Annotated in this window: 22 protein-coding genes; 19 read left to right on the plus strand and 3 right to left on the minus strand. The window is 58.7% G+C overall.

The window, feature by feature from the left end; translation table 11 throughout:
- The first annotated feature begins 1 nt into the window (after position 1).
- The 5 genes from H6F58_RS13930 (at position 2) to rpsN (ending at position 2,494) form a co-directional block, all read left to right on the plus strand.
- Complete coding sequence (locus H6F58_RS13930) at positions 2-799, plus strand: ABC transporter permease (protein ID WP_060702426.1); 798 nt, start codon at positions 2-4, stop codon at positions 797-799.
- Positions 800-947: 148 nt separating this feature from the next.
- Positions 948-1,448 carry a MarR family transcriptional regulator gene (locus tag H6F58_RS13935; RefSeq protein ID WP_060702425.1) on the plus strand — a complete coding sequence of 167 codons (501 nt, stop codon included), beginning with the start codon at positions 948-950 and terminating at the stop codon, positions 1,446-1,448.
- 328 nt (positions 1,449-1,776) lie between these two features.
- Positions 1,777-2,013 (plus strand): 50S ribosomal protein L28, encoded by a 237-nt coding sequence (gene rpmB / locus H6F58_RS13940; protein ID WP_060702424.1) that lies wholly within the window; start codon positions 1,777-1,779, stop codon positions 2,011-2,013.
- A gap of 1 nt (position 2,014) precedes the next feature.
- Positions 2,015-2,185, plus strand: a complete 171-nt coding sequence (gene rpmG, locus H6F58_RS13945) for a 50S ribosomal protein L33 (protein WP_022874359.1) — start codon at positions 2,015-2,017, stop codon at positions 2,183-2,185.
- Between the two features lie 3 nt (positions 2,186-2,188).
- Positions 2,189-2,494, plus strand: coding sequence for a 30S ribosomal protein S14 (gene rpsN, locus H6F58_RS13950; protein WP_060702423.1), 306 nt, complete (start codon positions 2,189-2,191; stop codon positions 2,492-2,494).
- 68 nt (positions 2,495-2,562) lie between these two features.
- On the opposite strand, the gene H6F58_RS13955 is transcribed toward rpsN, so the two are convergent.
- The 3 genes from H6F58_RS13955 to H6F58_RS13965 are packed head-to-tail and all read right to left on the minus strand — an operon-like array spanning position 2,563 to position 5,603.
- Positions 2,563-3,150, minus strand: coding sequence for a DUF1992 domain-containing protein (locus H6F58_RS13955; protein ID WP_195181989.1), 588 nt, complete (start codon positions 3,148-3,150; stop codon positions 2,563-2,565).
- Positions 3,147-3,665, minus strand: a complete 519-nt coding sequence (locus H6F58_RS13960) for a GNAT family N-acetyltransferase (RefSeq protein WP_195181990.1) — start codon at positions 3,663-3,665, stop codon at positions 3,147-3,149. The genes H6F58_RS13955 and H6F58_RS13960 overlap by 4 nt, the downstream gene beginning before the upstream one ends.
- A 15-nt stretch (positions 3,666-3,680) precedes the next feature.
- Complete coding sequence (locus H6F58_RS13965; RefSeq protein ID WP_195181991.1) at positions 3,681-5,603, minus strand: FAD/NAD(P)-binding protein; 1,923 nt, start codon at positions 5,601-5,603, stop codon at positions 3,681-3,683.
- A gap of 289 nt (positions 5,604-5,892) precedes the next feature.
- Here H6F58_RS13965 and H6F58_RS13970 point away from each other — a divergent pair, with 289 nt between their 5' ends.
- The 14 genes from H6F58_RS13970 to H6F58_RS14035 all read left to right on the plus strand — a co-directional run bounded on the left by H6F58_RS13970 (position 5,893) and on the right by H6F58_RS14035 (position 18,324).
- Positions 5,893-6,918, plus strand: a complete 1,026-nt coding sequence (locus tag H6F58_RS13970; protein WP_195181992.1) for an amino acid ABC transporter permease — start codon at positions 5,893-5,895, stop codon at positions 6,916-6,918.
- Positions 6,915-7,721 carry an amino acid ABC transporter ATP-binding protein gene (locus H6F58_RS13975; protein WP_195181993.1) on the plus strand — a complete coding sequence of 269 codons (807 nt, stop codon included), beginning with the start codon at positions 6,915-6,917 and terminating at the stop codon, positions 7,719-7,721. Before H6F58_RS13970 ends, H6F58_RS13975 begins: the two co-directional genes overlap by 4 nt.
- 25 nt (positions 7,722-7,746) lie before the next feature.
- Positions 7,747-8,712 carry an ABC transporter substrate-binding protein gene (locus H6F58_RS13980; RefSeq protein ID WP_146275993.1) on the plus strand — a complete coding sequence of 322 codons (966 nt, stop codon included), beginning with the start codon at positions 7,747-7,749 and terminating at the stop codon, positions 8,710-8,712.
- Complete coding sequence (locus tag H6F58_RS13985) at positions 8,712-9,797, plus strand: LLM class flavin-dependent oxidoreductase (protein WP_195181994.1); 1,086 nt, start codon at positions 8,712-8,714, stop codon at positions 9,795-9,797. The genes H6F58_RS13980 and H6F58_RS13985 overlap by 1 nt, the downstream gene beginning before the upstream one ends.
- Complete coding sequence (locus H6F58_RS13990; protein WP_195181995.1) at positions 9,794-10,825, plus strand: LLM class flavin-dependent oxidoreductase; 1,032 nt, start codon at positions 9,794-9,796, stop codon at positions 10,823-10,825. The genes H6F58_RS13985 and H6F58_RS13990 overlap by 4 nt, the downstream gene beginning before the upstream one ends.
- On the plus strand, positions 10,822-12,150 hold the full coding sequence (locus tag H6F58_RS13995; protein WP_195181996.1) for an LLM class flavin-dependent oxidoreductase: 1,329 nt from the start codon (positions 10,822-10,824) through the stop codon (positions 12,148-12,150). The genes H6F58_RS13990 and H6F58_RS13995 overlap by 4 nt, the downstream gene beginning before the upstream one ends.
- Entirely contained in the window at positions 12,147-13,118 is a 972-nt protein-coding gene (locus H6F58_RS14000) for a transporter substrate-binding domain-containing protein (RefSeq protein WP_195181997.1), read from the plus strand. Before H6F58_RS13995 ends, H6F58_RS14000 begins: the two co-directional genes overlap by 4 nt.
- Before the next feature lie 39 nt (positions 13,119-13,157).
- Complete coding sequence (locus H6F58_RS14005) at positions 13,158-14,135, plus strand: SDR family NAD(P)-dependent oxidoreductase (RefSeq protein WP_195181998.1); 978 nt, start codon at positions 13,158-13,160, stop codon at positions 14,133-14,135.
- Positions 14,136-14,309: 174 nt separating this feature from the next.
- Positions 14,310-14,594: an HU family DNA-binding protein gene (locus tag H6F58_RS14010; protein ID WP_061954273.1), complete on the plus strand. Its 285-nt coding sequence runs from the start codon at positions 14,310-14,312 to the stop codon at positions 14,592-14,594.
- Positions 14,595-14,866: 272 nt separating this feature from the next.
- Positions 14,867-15,151 (plus strand): HU family DNA-binding protein, encoded by a 285-nt coding sequence (locus tag H6F58_RS14015; RefSeq protein WP_013349906.1) that lies wholly within the window; start codon positions 14,867-14,869, stop codon positions 15,149-15,151.
- Positions 15,152-15,303: 152 nt separating this feature from the next.
- On the plus strand, positions 15,304-15,912 hold the full coding sequence (locus H6F58_RS14020) for a hypothetical protein (protein WP_195181999.1): 609 nt from the start codon (positions 15,304-15,306) through the stop codon (positions 15,910-15,912).
- A gap of 46 nt (positions 15,913-15,958) precedes the next feature.
- Positions 15,959-16,549, plus strand: a complete 591-nt coding sequence (locus H6F58_RS14025; protein WP_195182000.1) for a copper resistance protein CopC — start codon at positions 15,959-15,961, stop codon at positions 16,547-16,549.
- Positions 16,550-16,637: 88 nt separating this feature from the next.
- The gene (locus H6F58_RS14030; RefSeq protein ID WP_146275977.1) at positions 16,638-17,168 is read left to right on the plus strand and encodes a copper chaperone PCu(A)C; all 531 of its coding nucleotides are present in this window, start codon (positions 16,638-16,640) and stop codon (positions 17,166-17,168) included.
- A complete protein-coding gene (locus H6F58_RS14035; protein WP_195182001.1) occupies positions 17,149-18,324 on the plus strand; it encodes a Dyp-type peroxidase in 1,176 nt (391 codons plus the stop codon). The genes H6F58_RS14030 and H6F58_RS14035 overlap by 20 nt, the downstream gene beginning before the upstream one ends.
- The last annotated feature ends 91 nt before the right edge of the window (positions 18,325-18,415 follow it).

The raw sequence follows: 18,415 nt of genomic DNA on the forward strand, positions 1-18,415 counted from the left end.
CGTGAAGCAGAAAATTGGACGCTGGCTGATCCCCGTGATCGGCGGTGCGGCATTCATCTACCTGCTGGTGCCGATCGCCTACATATTTGTCTTCTCCTTTAATGATGGTGGCCGGGCCAACCTGCAATGGCAGGGGTTCACCCTCGATAACTGGCTCAACCCCTGCGGGGCGCCTGCGGTCTGCGAGTCGCTGGCGCATTCGCTGCAGATCGGCAGCGTTGCCACGGTGATTGCCACCGCCTTGGGCACGGGGATCGCCATCGGCCTGGTGCGCTACAAGTTCCGCTTCCGCAAGCTCACCGATGTGCTGATCATTTTGCCGCTGGCCACCCCCGAGGTGGTGCTCGGCGCCTCGCTGCTTGCGCAGTTCCTGAATCTTGGATGGGAATTGGGCTTCACCACCATCGTGATTTCCCACGTGGTCTTCTGCCTGTCCTTCGTGATCGTGACGGTGCGGGCCAGGGTCTCCTCGCTGGATTCGCGGCTGGAAGAGGCGGCGGCCGACCTTTATGCCTCCCCGCGGGCGGCGTTCTGGAAGGTCACCTTCCCGCTGCTGCTTCCCGGGATTGTGGCGGCCGCGCTCTTGTCCTTCGCGATGAGTTTCGACGACTTCATCATCACGAACTTCAACTCCGGCTCCTTCCAGACCTTCCCGAAGTTCATCTACGTTTCGGCCACCCGCGGCATCCCGCCGCAGGCCAACGTGATTGGTTCGGCGATGTTCATAGTTGCCTTGCTGGTAGTGGTCATCGGACAGGTGATCAGCTACCGGAAGAAGAAGCAGCTGGAAAATTCCTGAGCTGGACAGGGCCTGCACGCGAGTGCGGGCCCTGTCTTTGCGTGCGCTATTGCAGGCTTTCGGCGGATACCTAGCTTTAGAATGTAGTCTCTACGAGATTGGTACCTCGACGCCCTGTTCCGGCAGGCCTTGAACGATTGGAAACTTCATGAGCGATAAGCCTGTGTGGCTCACGCAGTCCGAACGCGACGCCTGGCTGGGATTGCAAACCGTCATGACCCTGCTCCCGGCCACCTTGGATTCCGATCTGCAAGGCCTGGAAGGCATCACGCTCTTCGACTACCACATGCTGGCAATGCTCTCCGAGGCAGAGGACCGGAAATTGTCGATGACCGCCTTGGCATCGCATACCAGTGCGTCGCTCTCGCGCCTGTCGCATGTGGTGAAGAAGCTGGAAAGCCGGGGATGGGTGGTTCGCGAGCAATCCGATGAAGATGCCCGTGTGAAAATCGCCTCATTAACGGATGCCGGGTGGGACGCAGTGGTGAATATGGCGCCTCATCATGTGGGCTCGGTTCGGGCCCTCTTGTTCGATCCCCTTGATGACAAGGACGTTAAGAACCTGAACGCGATTATGCGCAAGGTGACTGCCTCGCTGGACCAGGATCATTGGATCCTGAAGCCGGGCGCCACCGATTTGGAACACTGAAGATTTCTCGATAAGCTAATCAGGCGTTAATCGCGTGTGTTGTTATGCCGTCTAGCGGTGGAACAACGACGCGTTGCCCGTAATACCGAATATCGTGACCACCTGAGTACGGGGACATTGCTCGACCGGTTGCGAAGTTCACCGACTTACATACTTTAAGGCTCTTCGGTTGGTTCTCACCCAGCCTGGTTACCTTCCTAGTGTGCAGTATTAACGGTGTTTCACTGGTTGGCGGGACTCATAACGCACTAAGCGGTGCCGATATTTGCTTATGGGCACTGTGCGCGAGTACCGCCGAATTTTACTACTAACTAACTGAGGAGTGATCATGGCAGCTGTTTGCCAGGTAACCGGTACTACTCCGGCCTTCGGACATAGCATCTCCCACTCGCACCGTCGCAACAAGCGTCGTTTCGATCCGAATATCCAGAAGAAGACCTACTACGTGCCTTCGCTGCGCCGCAAGGTGACCCTGACCCTCTCGGTCAAGGGCATCAAGCTCATCGATGCTCGTGGAATCGACGCTGTTGTTGGCGACCTGATTGCGAAGGGTGTGAAGCTCTAAGATGGCAAAGAAGGATAAGGACGTACGTCCGATCATCAAGCTGAAGTCCACCGCTGGTACCGGTTTCACTTACGTAACCCGTAAGAACCGTCGTAACGACCCAGACCGCATGGTTCTGAAGAAGTACGATCCAGTAGTCCGCAAGCACGTCGAATTCCGAGAGGAGCGCTAAGACATGGCCAAGAAGTCCAAGATCGCAAAGAACGAACAGCGCAAGGTCATTGTCGAGCGTTACGCTGAGAAGCGCCTCGAGCTGAAGAAGACCCTTGTAGATCCAAACGCAACTGACGAGGCTCGTGAAGCAGCCCGCGTAGGCCTGCAGAAGCTGCCACGCGACGCTTCCCCGATCCGCGTTCGCAACCGCGACTCGATCGACGGCCGCCCACGCGGTACCTTCCAGAAGTTCGGTATCTCCCGTGTTCGCTTCCGCGACATGGCACACCGTGGTGAGCTTCCGGGCATCACCAAGTCTTCCTGGTAAGACCTGCAAGCCATTTGGCTTAGCAAAAGCCGCCTTCCTTTTCGGAAGGCGGCTTTTGCCGTTAAGCACTAGCTTTTGCGCTGCCACCAGCGGCGTTTTGCCGGCTGGGCAGGAACGGCCTCGGCAACGCTGGCGCGGCGCTGCTGCCAGGCCAGCACCTCTGCGGTGGCATCACGCACGGCCGTGATCACCGGAGGTCCGCCCAGCAGCTGGCGCCGGGCCTCGATAATCCGCTGATTGAAATCCTCGATATGCTCGCGCACTGACTTCTCGGTAGGCAAGCGATCCAGGGTCTGCTCCATCTGCTCGTCCTCCACCCGCAAGGTCAGCGCCGGGGGACCCATGCCGGTGATCTGCTCGCGGCGCATCATCGACTTCAGCCACCAGTCCGGATCGTCATTGCTGGTGATGTGGTCGATCTTCTGCCCGGCCAAGGCCAGATGATCGAAGTCGCCGCGCGCAAAGGCCTCATCGAGCACCGAATTGGCCACCTCCCACGCTTCGTCCTCGGCATGCAGCTGCAGCGGTGTCTTCTGCTTGGCCACCGGAGCCATTCCTGTGGCCTGCGCATACTCGTCCACCGGCAACGGCTCCTCGCTGGCCTTCTCCATCTGGTACCGCGCGGCGTCCAGCGCAGCATCCTTCTTCTGGTTCATACTCCTATCGTGGCACCGCCATTGATGGCGGGCAACTGCTTGGTGAACGGCAAGTGCCCGATGCCATCCAGATCGGCGGCTAGATCAAACTGGGGCTGGTAACCGGCGTTGAGGTACAGCTTGAGCGCCTCGGGCTGGCGAGGTCCGGTGGTGAGGTAGATCTGTGTATAACCTAGTTCGGTTGCCGCGCGTTCCAGCTCGACCAGAACTCGTCTCGCAAGTCCCCGCCGCCGATGCTCTTCATGGGTCCAGATGCGTTTGAGCTCGGCGGTGTGCTGGTCATAGCGTCGAAGAGCACCTCCGGCAACCGTACTTCCAGCCTCTTCGAGAATGACAAAACGCCCTAGCGGATCGCTGAATTCGTGGGCTGGAAAGCGGTCAAGTTCCTGGGCTACCGAACCGTTGCGATCGCCATAACGCTGGGTATATTCAGCAGTGAGCCCGGCAAAAAGTGGGGCGAGGCGTGGGTCGCCGATCGAAACGGTGTGAGCGGTGAGCTCGGGGGCTTGAGTCATGGATGTTCCTCGATTCTAGGCAATGCTGTGATGGGCTTGTGCCACGGCGCCGGCTAACTCCCACTGGTCCATGGATGCCGGAGCCGAGAGCAGCTCACGGGCCAGCGCGTCGCTATCGGCGAAGGGAGCGGAGTTGGACTGAGGTCGTGAGAAAGCACCGGCTTGGAATCGGCCTACGGCCGCTCCGGTAGCAAAAAGCCAACGCTGGACGCGCCCTCCTCTGCCTATGGCCTGGCGTAGTGAAGTGATGTGCATTTTTCCTGAACCTCCTGGTTCTTCGGTGATCAGTCCTTGGCGCGATAGCGAGGCCAGTAGGGGATCGGTGCTTGTTGAGATGTTCGTGCTGGGTAGCCTGGCCTCGATCAACCACGGTGCATGAACGGCACCGGCGAGGGTTTGCGCGCTGAACAGCTGGTGCTCGGTGTCGAACCCGAAAGTGGTTTCCGGGCCCAAAAACCGGACAAATCCTGACTCGTGCAATGCCAGTAGTTCGCGCAGCCGATGTGCGGGCGGGCCGGAATCAACAAAGCTGAAAAATCCCTGCCACCATTTGGCCAGTTGTGCTCGCCCGGCCTGACTGAATTTGTCGTGGACGAGCGGAAGGGTGACAAAGCAGCGCAGCAGTCCCAGAAAGAGGGCCTGGTACTCTGGGCGATCTGGCGAATCACGCAGGCGCAAATCCTCTTGAATATGCTCACTGACCAGCTTATTGAGTTGTTCGCCGTGGCCCTGGGCAGGCAACGGGCGGGGGAGGGGCAGGGGAGACTCAAGATCCTCAAATTCCAGCCGATCATTGGGTGCAACAAATGCGGCAACGAGGCTTGCGCGTTCGGGGAAGTACCAATCGATGCGGTCATAGGCGGCTAGAAAGTCCGCCCACCTTCCGCGCAACTGATCTGGTCGTGTGGCAAATAGTTCGCGGTAGTAGAAATATCCGGTTTCTTTTGCGACCAACGGCCAAATATGGGCGAAGAAGTCCAGATTGCCGTGCCGCGCGTGCAATTCAGCGACCGCTTCCTCAGTGAAGTATCGGGCGGTCAGCTCTGCAGTTGTGGAGCTGCGGATCTTGCTGTGGTACGGCACTCCGCGCCGGGAACCGGCCAGAAGCCTGGGTTCCCGACCGCTAGGGATATAGCGCAGTTCACCGGAGCCGGTGGGCTCAAAGCGTCCGCCACGGCCTTCAAAAAGCAGTACAAAGAGATCGGTGAAGGCCAAGCCCATACCCGAGACAAGAACCTCTGTGCCCGGCAACAACTCTTCGAAGTTGATGTCGTTGGTGTAGCCCGGTGGGATGTAGCCCAGATGATCAGCGCTATCGGCGCGCGCGGAGAATTCTGACGCGCGGGCATCGGAGCTCATTTTGGCATCCAGATGGCCTTGGGCGAGAACCACCTGATCGGCGACGAGTTCTTCGCCTGAAGCCAGCAGAACCTTGTGCGGTCCTGAGCCGGGGATCAGATCCACCGCGGAATCTTGATGGACTTTTATGGAATCCGGCGCGGTGAAGGATGCCTGGACCCGGGCGAAGAACCAGCGCAGGTAGCAGGACTGCAGCCGGCGGGTAGGGAAGTCGCCAGCACCCAAGGTAGCTACTTCGGCTTGCAGAAGTGGATCGGCCAGTACTAGGGGTGGCACATCGGGCAGTTGCCCCTCGCGGATGAGCTGCACCCATTGATCCAATGCCGGGCCGTTATTGGCCGGGCCCAAGCATTGAACCGAGTCATCGGTGAACATCGTGACATCGGCAGCTCGAGAATTGAGCTTAAGCAGGGGACTTTGATCTTCTCGCCAGATGCGACCGGCGCCCGCTGGGAATGGGTCGACGATATGCAGGTGAAGCGCGGTGTTATTCAACAGCGCGCGGTTGGCGCTGATGCGCTCCAAAATAATGGCGGTTCGTGGCCCGCCGCCGATAAAAACGATGTGCCGCTCGGTCATTTTTCTCCTTTGCGCTGCCATTCGATGAGTGTCTGGAATCTGTGGGTAGCGCCAGATTAGGAGGCGATGGAGGCGCCAAGATAGCGTGCTGACTTGCAAAGACGCATAGGTCATGGTTCTGCCATGCAGGGACATAAGACGCGATAAACCTGCGCCAAAAAAGGGTCATGAATCGTCATTTCGACACATGGTGTCCTTGGGTGAACTTGCATGAATCGGGTAAGTGCAATCGGCCAAGCTTCGGTTCTAGCGTGAGCACAACAGATACGAACTCACGAAGGAGGAACCGATGCCACCGGCAACAAACATCACCACGCCACGGGCCGTGCAGGAACCAGCCACGGAGCTCTTGAAGGAGCACATAGCTGCTGAACGGGGTCACGATGCAGCACCCAATTACGCGGACTATGCTGTAGTCGCCGCCCGGCATCCGTGGCGCTGGGTTGGCACGGCGATAGTTGCTGCGCTGGCGGCAGCGGTGCTGTACTCGCTACTGACCAATCCGCGTTGGGAATGGGGCGTGGTAGCCCAGTGGTTCACCGCCGAATCCATTCTGAGAGGTCTCGGCCAGACGCTGAAACTGACCTTGATCTCCGGCAGCCTGGGTTTTGTGCTCGGATTTATTCTGGCGCTGATGCGGCTTTCAAGCTCGCCGCTTTTCAGCTCGGTGTCGTGGACTTTTTCCTGGATCTTCCGTTCCACCCCGCTCTTGGTGCAGCTGTTGCTTTGGTACAACCTCGGCTACCTGTATGAAAGCATCCGGCTGGGCGTCCCCTTCACCTCGATTACTTTCGCGGAATTCCAGACCACCAGCCTGATCAGCCAGTTTGCGGCTGCGGTACTGGGACTGACTTTGAACCAGGCGGCTTATAGCGCCGAAATTATTCGCGGTGGCATACTCTCCGTAGACCAGGGCCAGATCGAAGCGGCCACGGCCTTGGGTATTCCACGCTGGCGTCGATCCACCAAGATCGTGCTCCCACAAGCGATGCGCGCCATCTTGCCGACCGCTTTCAACGAAATCATCGGCCTGGTCAAGGGCACCTCGATTGTCTACGTGCTGGCCTATTCGGAACTGTTTTACACCGTGCAAGTGATCTACAACCGAACGCAGCAGGTATTGCCGATGCTACTGGTGGCCACCATCTGGTACATCGTGATCACCTCGGTGCTCAGCGTCGCCCAATACTACATTGAGCGCCACTATTCACGAGGGGCGTTTCGCACTCTTCCACCGACGCCACTGCAACAACTGAGCGCCTTCTTCTCAACCCACGCCACCACCAAGATCAACTCCTCGAAAGGACAGCCATGAGTCTGGCAACTACACAAGTCGCAACCCGCGGAGCAGTGGCGGTGCGCTCGGTCGATAAGAGCTACGGCAACCAGCAGGTGCTCCACGAGGTCGATCTAGACGTGGCCGAAGGAGAAGTACTGGTCATTATCGGACCCTCGGGCTCGGGAAAGTCCACATTGCTGCGCACCATCAACCACTTGGACAAGGTCGACCGAGGCACCATCAGCCTGGATGGGGAACTGATCGGCTACAAGGTGCGCAACGGCAAACTGCATGAACGGCGCGAATCAGAAATTCTCGCCCAGCGTACCGAAGTGGGCATGGTGTTCCAAAACTTCAACCTCTTTGGCCACCTCACCGCGCTGCAGAACATCATTGAAGCGCCAATCTACGCGCGAAAAATCCCCAAGGCCAAGGCATTAGCTCGAGCCAAGGAACTGTTGGCTCGTGTGGGACTAGCAGACAAGGCCGGTGCCTATCCCCGTCAGCTCTCTGGCGGACAACAACAGCGCGTAGCGATTGCCCGGGCGTTGGCTTTGAACCCCAAGGTAGTGCTTTTTGATGAGCCAACCAGTGCGTTGGACCCCGAGCTGGTGACAGAGGTACTGGAGGTCATCAAGGACCTGGCGAAGTCCGGGACCACACTGATTATCGTGACCCATGAGATCGGTTTCGCTCGCGATGTCGCGGACCGAATCATCTTCATGGACAGCGGACGCGTAGTAGAGCAGGGAACTCCAAACGAACTGCTGACCAATCCTCAGCACGAACGCACCAAATCATTCCTTTCAAAAGTCATCGAACCGGCCTTTAACATCTAAAACTTCGTCACCAAGGACTCGCACCATGAACAAGTACGCAGCTGTTTCTGCACTATCCGCCGTTGGCCTGCTCGGCCTGGCTGGATGCGCTGACCCGGGAGCCGCCGCTCCGGCAGCATCCTCGAACTCTGAGTCAAAGAGCACTATCACCTACAACACCTCGCCTGACCAAGACCGAATCCGCTCCACCAAGGATCCGAAACTGGCCGACGCGGTGCCTGAAAAGATCAAGAAGGACGGCAAATTGACCGTTGCCACGACCGCTGGTTCGGTACCGCTGTCCTTCCATGCCACGGATGAGAAGACCGTGATCGGCACGGAAGTCGATCTGGCACAATTGGTCGCCGACAAGCTGGGCTTGGAACTGGATTTGCAGATCACCAGTTGGGAGAACTGGCCCTTGAAAACCGAATCGGGTGACTTCGAAGCGGTCTTCTCAAATGTCGGCGTGAACGCTGATCGAGTCAAGAAGTTCGACTTCGCTAGCTACCGGGCTGCCTACATGGGATTTGAAGCTCGTGCCGGCAGCGACATCTCGGTGAAGTCCGCGGATGACATATCAGGCAAGAAGATCGCGGTGGGTTCTGGAACCAACCAGGAGAAGATCCTCTTGGCCTGGAACAAGGAGCTGGAAGGCAAGGGCAAAGCCCCGGCAGAACTGCAGTACTACTCCAGCGAGGCCGACACCATTTTGGCCCTATCTTCAGGTCGCATTGACCTGAACATCGCGCCGTATCCGTCCACCGTGTACCGGCAGAACCAGCGAGATGACTTGAAAGTGGTTGGCAAGATCAACGCCGGCTGGCCCAACGAAACGCTGGTCGCCGCAACTACCAGAGCCGGGAACCATCTGGCCGAACAGATCACTGCAGCGTTGAACGAAACCATCGAGGAAGGCACCTATGCGAAGGTGCTTGACCGCTGGTCGTTGAGCGACGAAGGGCTAACAAAATCGGAAACCATCAACGCGTCCAACTACAAGGGTAAATAATGCGTTTTCAGGTTCTAGACATTATTGCCCACCAGGATGACCCGATCACCGGCCTGCAGGTTGATACCGCGCAGCGCTTTGAGCAGGTCGTTCACACCGCGGTACGCGCAGAGCAACTCGGATTTGATTCCTACTCCATAGGCGAGCGGCACGCTGGGGCGTTCATTTCCTCCTCGCCGGCGGTCGTGCTTGAAGCCATCGCTGCACGGACCAGGAAGATTCGTTTGCATACAGGTGTTGTCGTGCTTTCCATCCTTGACCCGGTGCGAGTGGCAGAGGACTTCGCCACCGTTGACCAACTGAGCAACGGACGACTGGAACTAGGAATAGGCAAGGGCAATGAGGTCGCGCACTTCCCGCTCTTTGGCAGAAATGTTGAAGACCAATGGGACTTGCTGGAAGAGAACTACGAACTGCTCAAAGCCCTGTTTAGTGATGAACCGGTGGACTTCGCCGGACAGTTCCGCAGCAGTCTTGCACAAGTCACCACCAGCCCGCGCCCTTACCAGTCTTCGGTACGGATCTGGCATGGTTCGGCCACCTCGCTACGTTCGGCAGAACTGGCCGCTAAGCACGGTGACCCATTGTTCTCCGCCAATGCGATCCAGCCCAAAGAAAATTACATGGCTCTGATCGACCACTACAAAAAAGCGTATGAGCAGGCCGGCCATGATTTGGCAGGCAGATATGTCGGTTCGGGTAGTGGCGCAGGTGGAGTGTATCTGGCTGACAGCACCAAGCAAGCGATCAAGGAATTTGGGCCGGTTTATGAGGCACTGACCAACCGGCGCAATGTGCCAGGGAATAACACCCCGTATCGCAATATCGAGCACGCCGTTGCCGAGGGCCCGCTGTTGGTTGGCAGCCCCGAATTTGTGGCGGCCAAGATTCTGGATTACCACCAGAGCTTCGGCCACGACTTGCAATCCATCTCGCTGCCCACAACTCAACCCCATGAGGCGCAAATTGAAACTTTGGAACGCTTCGCCCAAGAAGTGATCCCCTTGGTCAACACACCAACCACTCTGTGGACCGAGCAGGATCCGCAGGCGAAAAATACTTTACGAAAGGAGTATGCACCATGAGCGAACGCTCAGTGCTGCTGGCCCTGAATCTCGACGGTGCCGGAAACGATCCCAAGCACACCGCCTACCAAGCGTTGCGCGCTGAATCCGCAGGTTTCAATGCTGTGAGTTTTTCCAGCGACGGGTTGCTCGACGCCGTGCAGCGGGCAAGCTACGTGGCCGCACAAACTCGCCGGATCGGTTTGTTGCCGGTGATCGATGTTCTCTTTACCGAACCGTTCCACACCGCCACTCAATTGGCCAGCCTGGACATCATTTCCCGAGGTCGTGCCGGATGGATCTTGGAAACACATAATGACTCCGTGCAGGCGCAGGCAGTCGGACGCACCGTGTTAGCTGATGATGAGCTCAGTATCGAAGCCGCCGAGGTGGTCACCACCCATCGCCGGCTCTGGGATAGCTGGGAGGATGACGCGGTAGTCCGCGATGTGGCTACCGGGCGTTACCTGGATGCGAACAAGTTGCACTACGTGGATGTTGAAGGCAGAAACTTCTCAGTTAAGGGACCAGCCATCACCCCACGCCCACCACAAGGGCAATTGCCGATTATTGCCCCCTCGCACCTGTTTAGCGAATCAGGTTTGCAACACTGCCGGTTAAATGGAGCGGACGTTATAGCGATCAATACCGCGAGCCTCCAGACATTGCTGGCACAAGCGACAGCTTCCAGCACCTCCGGAGCCGTCGCAATTGAGCTCGACATTTATCTCGATACAGCTGGCCAGACCGGGGCACAGCGTGCCGCAGACATTGGGATCCAGAGCAGCGAACGCGCGGTTTTTGCAGGCAGTACCAAGGCGCTGATCAACTTCCTGGCCGAATTCGCAGAAGCAACTGCCAATCCAGCAGACCAACGCCGGCATCTGGTGCATTTGTATCCCGGAGATCTAGAAATCGACGGGGCAGTGCTGATCGACGAAGTACTTCCTCAACTGAAGTACGGCAATCTGCTGGCACCCAATTCAACGACCTTGCGCGAGAATTTCGCGTTGCCAGTAGCCCAAAACCGCTTCCAGGAGGCATCATGAGTACCCAGCATCAACTTCGATTCGGCGTCTTCTTCCAAGGCGTGAACTCATCCACCATTTGGCGCAGCCAAGTCTCGGGGTCCCAAACCGACTTTGCCTCCTTCCGGCAGATCGCCCAGACTGCCGAGCGGGGCCTGTTCAGCGCCTTTTTCCTCGGTGAAGGCCTGCGACTGCGTGAACATCTAGGAGGAATCCACGAGCTCGATGTGGCGGGCCGCCCAGACGCGCAAACCATGCTCGCAGCACTTGCCGCGGTAACTAGCAGGATCGGTTTGGTAGCCACCCAAAACACCACCTACAACGATCCAGCGGACTTGGCCCGTCGGCTCTCCTCGTTGGATCTGATTTCTGAGGGGCGAGCTGCCTGGAACATCGTCACCACCCACAACGCGTGGACTGGCGCAAACTTCCGTCGCGGTGGCTACCTTGAGCACCACGAGCGATACTCGCATGCTGAAGATTTTGTGCGTACCGTCCGGCAGATCTGGGAGGGAGGACCAGTCCACCACCGAGGAAATCATTACAACGTCGACTACACCGGCACCGTTCCGGTTAGCTCACAGCATCGCCCCGTGCTATTCCAAGCCGGTGACTCGGCCGAGGGGCGGGACTTTGCGGCCCGCCAAACCGATGTCATCTTCTCCGCCCACGTCGGGCTGGAAGATGCAGTGGAATTCCGAAGGGACATCAACGCTCGTGCAGCCAGGGTGGGACGTGCCGAGAATTCGGTGAAGATCATGCCGGGAGCCGAATTCATCGTTGCTGAGACCCCAGAGGCGGCAGAAGAAAAGCACCACTGGGTACGCGAACATCAGATTGGCCCGCAACAGGCGCTGGCCTACCTCGAACAGTTCTGGGGGACCCGGCTAGAGAGCGTGGACCCATATGGGCCACTACCGGAGTTTGACCCAGTAGTAAAGCAGAGCTCGGTAACCCGAGGTAGCGGGTTCCAAGGAGCTAAATCCCTAGAACTGGCCGCCACGTGGCGTGCCGAAGCCAAGGAGAAGGGGCAGAACATCATCGAGTTCGTCCGTTCGCGCTCACACCGTGCCGACCAAACCTTCACTGGCTCCTACGACCAGATCGCAGACCGGTTGGCACGATACGCAGAACTCGGAGCGGTAGATGGCTTCAACATCACCCCGTGGCTGATACCTACCGGGCTTGATGACATCGTCAATCACCTGGTGCCGCGCCTGCAGGAGCGTGGCATCTATCCAGAGTCCTACGCCGGAACCCTGCGCGAAAACTTGGGTCTGAGCATTGACGAAACCCACGAACAACGGGCGCAGCAGGAACCATTAGCAGAACAGGAAGTGTCATGAAACAACAGAGAACTCGCAGTGCCTTCAGCATCGTGGCGCTCATCGGGCTGGTATCACTATGCGCCTGCGCTGATCCGTCGCAGGCTACCGAGGATGCGCCCTCGGCCACCGCCAGCGATAGCGCAGCTGCAGCTTTGAGCAGCCCCAACCAGGATCGTCCCGAAGTTGAGGTCAATGTGAAGGCTCAAGCTCTGGTGCCAGAAAAGATTGCTGCAGATGGAAAATTGAGTGTCGTGACCGCACCCGGTGCTGCACCATTGAGCTTCTATGCCACGGATAACAGCACCCCGGTAGGCAACGACGCGGACCTGGCCGCGGCGCTCGCCGATGCACTGGGATTGGAACTTGAGCTTGTCCCGGTGTCTTGGGCCGATTGGCCCTTAGGAATTGAGTCGGGCAAGTACGAAGCCGCGATCAGCAACGTGACCGTGACTGAAGAACGCAAGAAAAAATTTGATTTCGCGACCTACCGTGAAGACTTGCTAGGTTTCTATGCCGACAAGGATTCCAAGATTGGCCCCATCTCAAAGGCCGAGGACGTTGCCGGGCTGAAGATCATTGTCGGTTCGGGCACCAACCAGGAGAAGATCTTGGTTGATTGGGATAAGGCCAATCGAGCCAAAGGGTTAAAGCCCGTTGACTTCCAGTACTACGACGATGATTCGGCATCCACCTTGGCGCTGTTGTCCGGTCGTGCCGACGCAAGCTTTGGGCCAAATGCCACTGGCGCCTACAAGCAGGCGACAACCGGAGAACTCAAGCAGATTGGATCTTTCCCCGGCGGGTGGCCAGACACCGCCCAAGTGGCGGTGACCACCAAAAAAGGCAGCGGGTTGGCTGAAGCCACGGAGGTTGCCTTGGACGGCCTGATGGATTCGGGCGCGTACTCTCAGATCTTGGACAAATGGGGACTTGGCGAAGAAGGAATTACTGATTCGCGCTTGAACCCTGACGGATTGGCCGGGTAGCGCTTGTAGTACGGTGGGGGCATGAATCGTGCAGTGCGTTTGGGTTCCCTGGAACAGTTGGGGCAGGGTCCGCCTCAAGCCAATATTCATGACAATCATGGTCGCTGGAAGTCACTAGGAGATGGCAAAACTGCTGTAGTTACGGGTGCCAACGCCGGTCTGGGATTTTTTGCTTCCCTGGGGCTGGCCGCCGCTGGTGCTCATGTGATTCTGGCATGTCGCAACCGGTTACGCGCTGAAAAAGCCATGGCAGCTATCAGTTCTCGGGTGCCTGGAGCAAACGTTGAATTCATGCAGTTTGACGCTGATTCATTGACGTCTGCCACGGCTTTGGCCGCGGAACTTCGCGGTCGCCAGCTCGATATCTTGGTGGCCAATGCAGGAATGATTCGTACGCCATTATCGAGGGAACCCGGACTGTTGGAGTACGAGCGCACAATGACCACCAACGTCATTGGACACGCCCGACTCATCGGGGAATTGGCTGAGAAGTTCCGCCAAGGTTCGTTGCGTCTGATCACCCTCGGGTCGATGTCCACGTTGATGTTGCGCACGGATCCTTCGAATCTCAAGCTGGAAACCGACTACCATCCCTATCGTGCTTATGTTCAATCCAAAGCGGTGCTTCAAAGCCTTGGCATTGGACTGGATCATCGATTGCGCCAGCTGCAGTGGCCGGCCAGATCCATCGCTGTGCATCCTGGGTATTCACTGTCCGGGCTCACCCCACAGATAGAAGGAATCAACGAACCTGACTTTGCCAAGCGTTTGACCGGCCAGTTGCAGGCCAGTTTCGCGCAGGGCAAACATGAAGGTTCGGTGGCAATTGTGGAGGCAGCCTTGACTAGAGGGCTGGACAACTGCGCGCCCGGAATCTTCTTTGGTCCGCAACTGACCGCCAAGGGCCGTATTTCGCTAGCCAGACCGGCAAATGTCACTCGAAGCAAGGTGCTTCAAGACGCGGCATGGGAGATATTTGTGCAAGCCAATGAGGGACTCGATCCGTTTGCGCTGTAGCTCCCGGGTGAGCTTTCACACCTCAAATCTCTAGAGGAATTCGGCAAAATCCGCGGGACGATGCTCTTTTTGTCGCCCACAACTGGTAAGTTCATCACTGATAAGTCCGTGCGACCGTGCGGCATTCGAAGCCTGGAAACAGGTTTTGGATCACTAGTCCAGGAGGACCATACATTGGCTATGAACCGTAGCGAACTTGTTGCAGCCGTTGCAGCGAAGACCGAAAACTCCCAGGTTGCCGTCAACGGTGTTCTGGATGCTGTGTTCGAGGTTTTCGTCGACCAGATTTCCAAGGGCGAAAAGGTCACCATCCCAGGTTGGTTGGCTGTAGAGCGCACCGATCGTGCAGCTCGCACCGGACGCAACCCACAGACCGGTGAAGCAATCCAGATTCCTGCTGGCCACTCGGTCAAGCTGACCGCTGGTTCGAAGCTGAAGGCTGCTGTTGCCAAGAAGTAAGCTTCTTCAGGCTTGAGCAAGGCCCATCTTCCCTCGACGGGCAGATGGGCCTTGCTGCATTAATGGGCGTATCAGAACTGGTCGTTGAACCCAAAAATGATGCCGTTAGGCCCAGAAATCTGTAAGAAGATGAAAAAATCCCGGTATTTCGCCTGTTTTCGGGCATTTCGCGGCCCAAGGTTTGATATGTTCTCACTGATAAGTCCGTGCGACCGTGCGGCGTACGAGGCCCGGAACCGGGTTTTGGATCACTAGTCCAGGAGGACCATACATTGGCTATGAACCGTAGCGAACTTGTTGCTGCTGTTGCAGCGAAGACCGAAAACTCCCAGGTTGCCGTCAACGGTGTTCTGGATGCTGTGTTCGAGGTTTTCGTCGACCAGATTTCCAAGGGTGAGAAGGTGTCGATCCCAGGTTGGTTGGCTGTAGAGCGCACCGATCGTGCAGCTCGCACCGGCCGCAACCCACAGACCGGTGAAGCAATCCAGATTCCTGCTGGCCACTCGGTCAAGCTGACCGCTGGTTCGAAGCTGAAGGCTGCTGTTGCCAAGAAGTAAGCTTCTTCAGGCTTGAGCAAGGCCCGATTCTCTGCTGGAACCCTCCGGCGGATGGATCGGGCCTTCTGCTTTTCTGCACGTTTGAGCCGATCTTCTACTTCGCGTAGAATCAGGCGTGCTTGATGATCCACCAGAAGAATAGGCTGAACCCAGTGCCACAGAATCCCGCAACCCGCGTACTGCGCGGCTGGTTGGCGGCGAGCGTGTGCACCTGGACGGCCTTTGCGGCTCACGCCCACAGCGCCCCGACAAGAATGTCGCTGGTTGCGATGGGCCTGATCACCTGCATTTCAGCGGTGATCGCGCTGCTGCTGGTAGGAAAGAAATACAGCTTGTGGGCGACCAGCCTGGTGGTGATCGCCAGCCAGGGCCTATTCCACTTGAGCCTGTCGGTGATGAGCCACGGCGACTCCGGGGTCTCCGGCATGGAGCACGTGCAGCATACTGGGCGCAGCCTCGAACTGGCGCACAACATCAGCGCCCACTACGCCGAGGTGCACACCGAGTCGATGCTCTACGCGCACGTGCTGGCTGCAGTGGTCAGCATCCTCGTGCTCAACCGGGGCGAGCGCCTGCTGGCCCTCTTGGGCTCATACCTCACCCTGTCTTCGGCACGGCGAATTTTTTCGCTCATCCGTGGGCAGGTTCCTGAAACACCGGTGCTTCCGGCCTACTTTCCGGTGCGTTTTCAACTCAAGCTTGCGCAATTGGGACGGCTGCCCGGGCGCCGGGGTCCTCCTTCCTTCGTTCTTGCCGCCTAAGACAATAACGAAGTTCCCCCTGAGAGGGGGGATTGGAAGGAAAACAATGAAGAACATGACGCTGCCCAAAATGACCCTGACCCGTCTGGCCGCTGTGATCGCGCTATCGATCTTGGCCCTGTTCAGCTCGATGACCGCCGCCTCGGCCCACGACGAGCTGGTCAGCTCCACTCCCAAAGACGGTGCGAGCCTGAAACAAGCTCCCAAAGAGCTGACCCTCGAGTTCTCCGGCGAGCTGCAAACCATGTCCGGTGTGGATTCCACGAAGGTGGTGCTGAAGCAGGACGGCGAGGCCGTCGACGCGTCAGCCGAAACCAAGGGCAAGACCGTGACCGTGACCCCGGCGAAGCCCTTGGAAAGCGGCCAGTACGAGCTGGCCTTCCGCGTGGTCTCCGAGGACGGGCACCCGGTGGAGAACAAGCTGGAGTTCACCGTGAATGCCTCGGCAAAGCCGACCCCATCGATGATCAGCGCACCAAGCGAATCGGCCGCTCCAAGCGAGTCGGCACAGCCTAGCGAGAACCCGCTGCAGGATGCGGGCAGCTCGATGAGCCCGGTCATCTGGGTCATTATCGGCGTCGTGGTCCTTGGCGGCGTCATTGGCGTTCTGGCCAAGTTCATGCGCAACACCAAGTAAGCAGCCACTTTATTCCGGTGCGCCCAAGGCCACCGCGGCCTTTGGCGTGCCCGCACATTCTGTGCCCACACCACGAAAGCTTGAGACGATGAAGACTAGAACCATGACCGCGCTGCTGCTGAGCTTCGGACTGCTGCTCACCGGTTGCGCGCAAAACGCACCAGCTGCCAGCCAGAGCTCCAAGGCACCGCAGTCCGCTGAGCAAAACAGCACGCAAGCACAGGGGCTTGTGGCCAGCGACACCTGGGCCAAGGCGGCCGAATCAGGGATGAGCGCGGCGTTCGGAACCCTGCACAATTCCGCGGACTTCCCGCTGGAATTGCGCAAGGTGAGCAACGCGCAGGGAGATGAGATCCAGCTGCACGAAATGACCGGCAGCGGGCAGAACATGAGCATGAAACAGCTTGAGGGCGACCTGGTGATCGCTCCCGGAGCCGACGCGGTGCTGGCTCCCGGCGGAAATCACCTGATGTTCATGGATCTGAAAAAGCCGCTGGTCGCCGCCCAAACCACGACGCTGACCCTGGAGTTCTCCGACGGCTCGAGCACCGACGTTGATTTCGCGATCCGCAACTTTGATGGCGCCAAGGAAAACTACGATGAGCATGCCGGACATTAATGTTCCCCGCCGCCTGCTGCTGGGCAGCACCGCTGCCGCAGCGGCTGGCGGGCTGCTCACCGGCTTTGGCGCTGGCGGCCTGCGCTCCGCCGTGGCGGCAGCTCCAGCGCAAGAGGCTCCTGGCGGCCCGGGGTTCAGGTCGTTCTACGGCCAGTACCAGTCCGGGATTATCGATGCGCAGCAGGAACATGCGGTGTTTGCCGGATGGGATGTGCTCTGGCGCGATGGCTCGCGCAAGCAGCAGCTGCAGGCCTTGCTCCAGATGCTCACCGATGATTCGGCCCGGCTGATGGGCGGCCGGGGAGTGCTGGCCGATACCGAACCGGAAATGGCGCAGCCGCCCAGCGAACTGACGCTGACCGTGGGGCTGGGCCAAAGCCTGCTCGATGTGGCCGGGTGCGGGAGCATCGCGCAGCTGCCGGACTTTGCCGGCGACGAGCTTGAAGAGCAGTATCAGCAAAGCGACCTGCTGATCCAGTTCTGTTCGCAGGACCCCACGGTGCTGCACCATGCGGTGCGAGCGGTGGCCAAGAACCTCCGCGGGCTGGCCAGGCAGCGCTTTGCGCAGGCTGGCTTCATGCGCCCGATGCCCGGACGGGAAACCTTCAGGAATCTGTTCGGGCAAGTGGACGGGGTCAATAATCCGAAAGACCAGTTGCGCGAGCAGGCGGTATTCGGCGATGGGCAGGACAGCTGGATCGCCAACGGCACCACGCTGGCGCTGCGCCGATTCGAAATGGACCTGGACCGCTGGGACGAAGTGGATGCCACGGGCCGGGACTTCGCCCTGGGCCGCAGGCAGGCCGATGGCTCGCCGCTCTCGGGCACCAGCGTGGATGATCCGGTGGATCTGGCGGCAGTAAATGACCTGGGCCTGCCGAGCATCGCCGCCAACGCGCACGTGGCCCTGGCCAAGCCGAGCCACGCAGCCGAGAGCATCCATCGCCGGGGCTACAACTACGATGACGGGCAGCACGCCGGCTTGCTGTTTGCCAGCTACCAGCGCGACCCGTCGACCAGTTTCATACCGGTACAGCAACGGCTGGCCGCCGCGGATGCGCTGAACACCTGGCTGAAGCCGGTGGGTTCGGCCCTCTATGCGATCCTTCCGGGGATCAGCGAGGGCGGGTATTTGGGCGAGCAGCTCTTCAGCTAGCCCCGGCCGCTGCCCCGCCATGGTGTGAGATGCACCGTAGCGGGGCAGCGCTGGCACTTCCGGCCTGACGGGGCCGGGCAAAAATGAGATG

Source organism: Glutamicibacter sp. FBE19, assembly GCF_015524875.1.
GTDB classification, from domain to species: domain Bacteria; phylum Actinomycetota; class Actinomycetes; order Actinomycetales; family Micrococcaceae; genus Glutamicibacter; species Glutamicibacter halophytocola.

Coding starts and splice junctions, on each gene's coding strand:
- H6F58_RS13935 (WP_060702425.1), top strand. CDS start 948: ATGAGCGATAAGCCTGTGTGGCTCACGCAGTCCGAACGCGACGCCTGG.
- rpmB (WP_060702424.1), top strand. CDS start 1,777: ATGGCAGCTGTTTGCCAGGTAACCGGTACTACTCCGGCCTTCGGACAT.
- rpmG (WP_022874359.1), top strand. CDS start 2,015: ATGGCAAAGAAGGATAAGGACGTACGTCCGATCATCAAGCTGAAGTCC.
- rpsN (WP_060702423.1), top strand. CDS start 2,189: ATGGCCAAGAAGTCCAAGATCGCAAAGAACGAACAGCGCAAGGTCATT.
- H6F58_RS13955 (WP_195181989.1), bottom strand. CDS start 3,150: ATGAACCAGAAGAAGGATGCTGCGCTGGACGCCGCGCGGTACCAGATG.
- H6F58_RS13960 (WP_195181990.1), bottom strand. CDS start 3,665: ATGACTCAAGCCCCCGAGCTCACCGCTCACACCGTTTCGATCGGCGAC.
- H6F58_RS13965 (WP_195181991.1), bottom strand. CDS start 5,603: ATGACCGAGCGGCACATCGTTTTTATCGGCGGCGGGCCACGAACCGCC.
- H6F58_RS13970 (WP_195181992.1), top strand. CDS start 5,893: ATGCCACCGGCAACAAACATCACCACGCCACGGGCCGTGCAGGAACCA.
- H6F58_RS13975 (WP_195181993.1), top strand. CDS start 6,915: ATGAGTCTGGCAACTACACAAGTCGCAACCCGCGGAGCAGTGGCGGTG.
- H6F58_RS13980 (WP_146275993.1), top strand. CDS start 7,747: ATGAACAAGTACGCAGCTGTTTCTGCACTATCCGCCGTTGGCCTGCTC.
- H6F58_RS13985 (WP_195181994.1), top strand. CDS start 8,712: ATGCGTTTTCAGGTTCTAGACATTATTGCCCACCAGGATGACCCGATC.
- H6F58_RS13990 (WP_195181995.1), top strand. CDS start 9,794: ATGAGCGAACGCTCAGTGCTGCTGGCCCTGAATCTCGACGGTGCCGGA.
- H6F58_RS13995 (WP_195181996.1), top strand. CDS start 10,822: ATGAGTACCCAGCATCAACTTCGATTCGGCGTCTTCTTCCAAGGCGTG.
- H6F58_RS14000 (WP_195181997.1), top strand. CDS start 12,147: ATGAAACAACAGAGAACTCGCAGTGCCTTCAGCATCGTGGCGCTCATC.
- H6F58_RS14025 (WP_195182000.1), top strand. CDS start 15,959: ATGAAGAACATGACGCTGCCCAAAATGACCCTGACCCGTCTGGCCGCT.
- H6F58_RS14030 (WP_146275977.1), top strand. CDS start 16,638: ATGAAGACTAGAACCATGACCGCGCTGCTGCTGAGCTTCGGACTGCTG.
- H6F58_RS14035 (WP_195182001.1), top strand. CDS start 17,149: ATGAGCATGCCGGACATTAATGTTCCCCGCCGCCTGCTGCTGGGCAGC.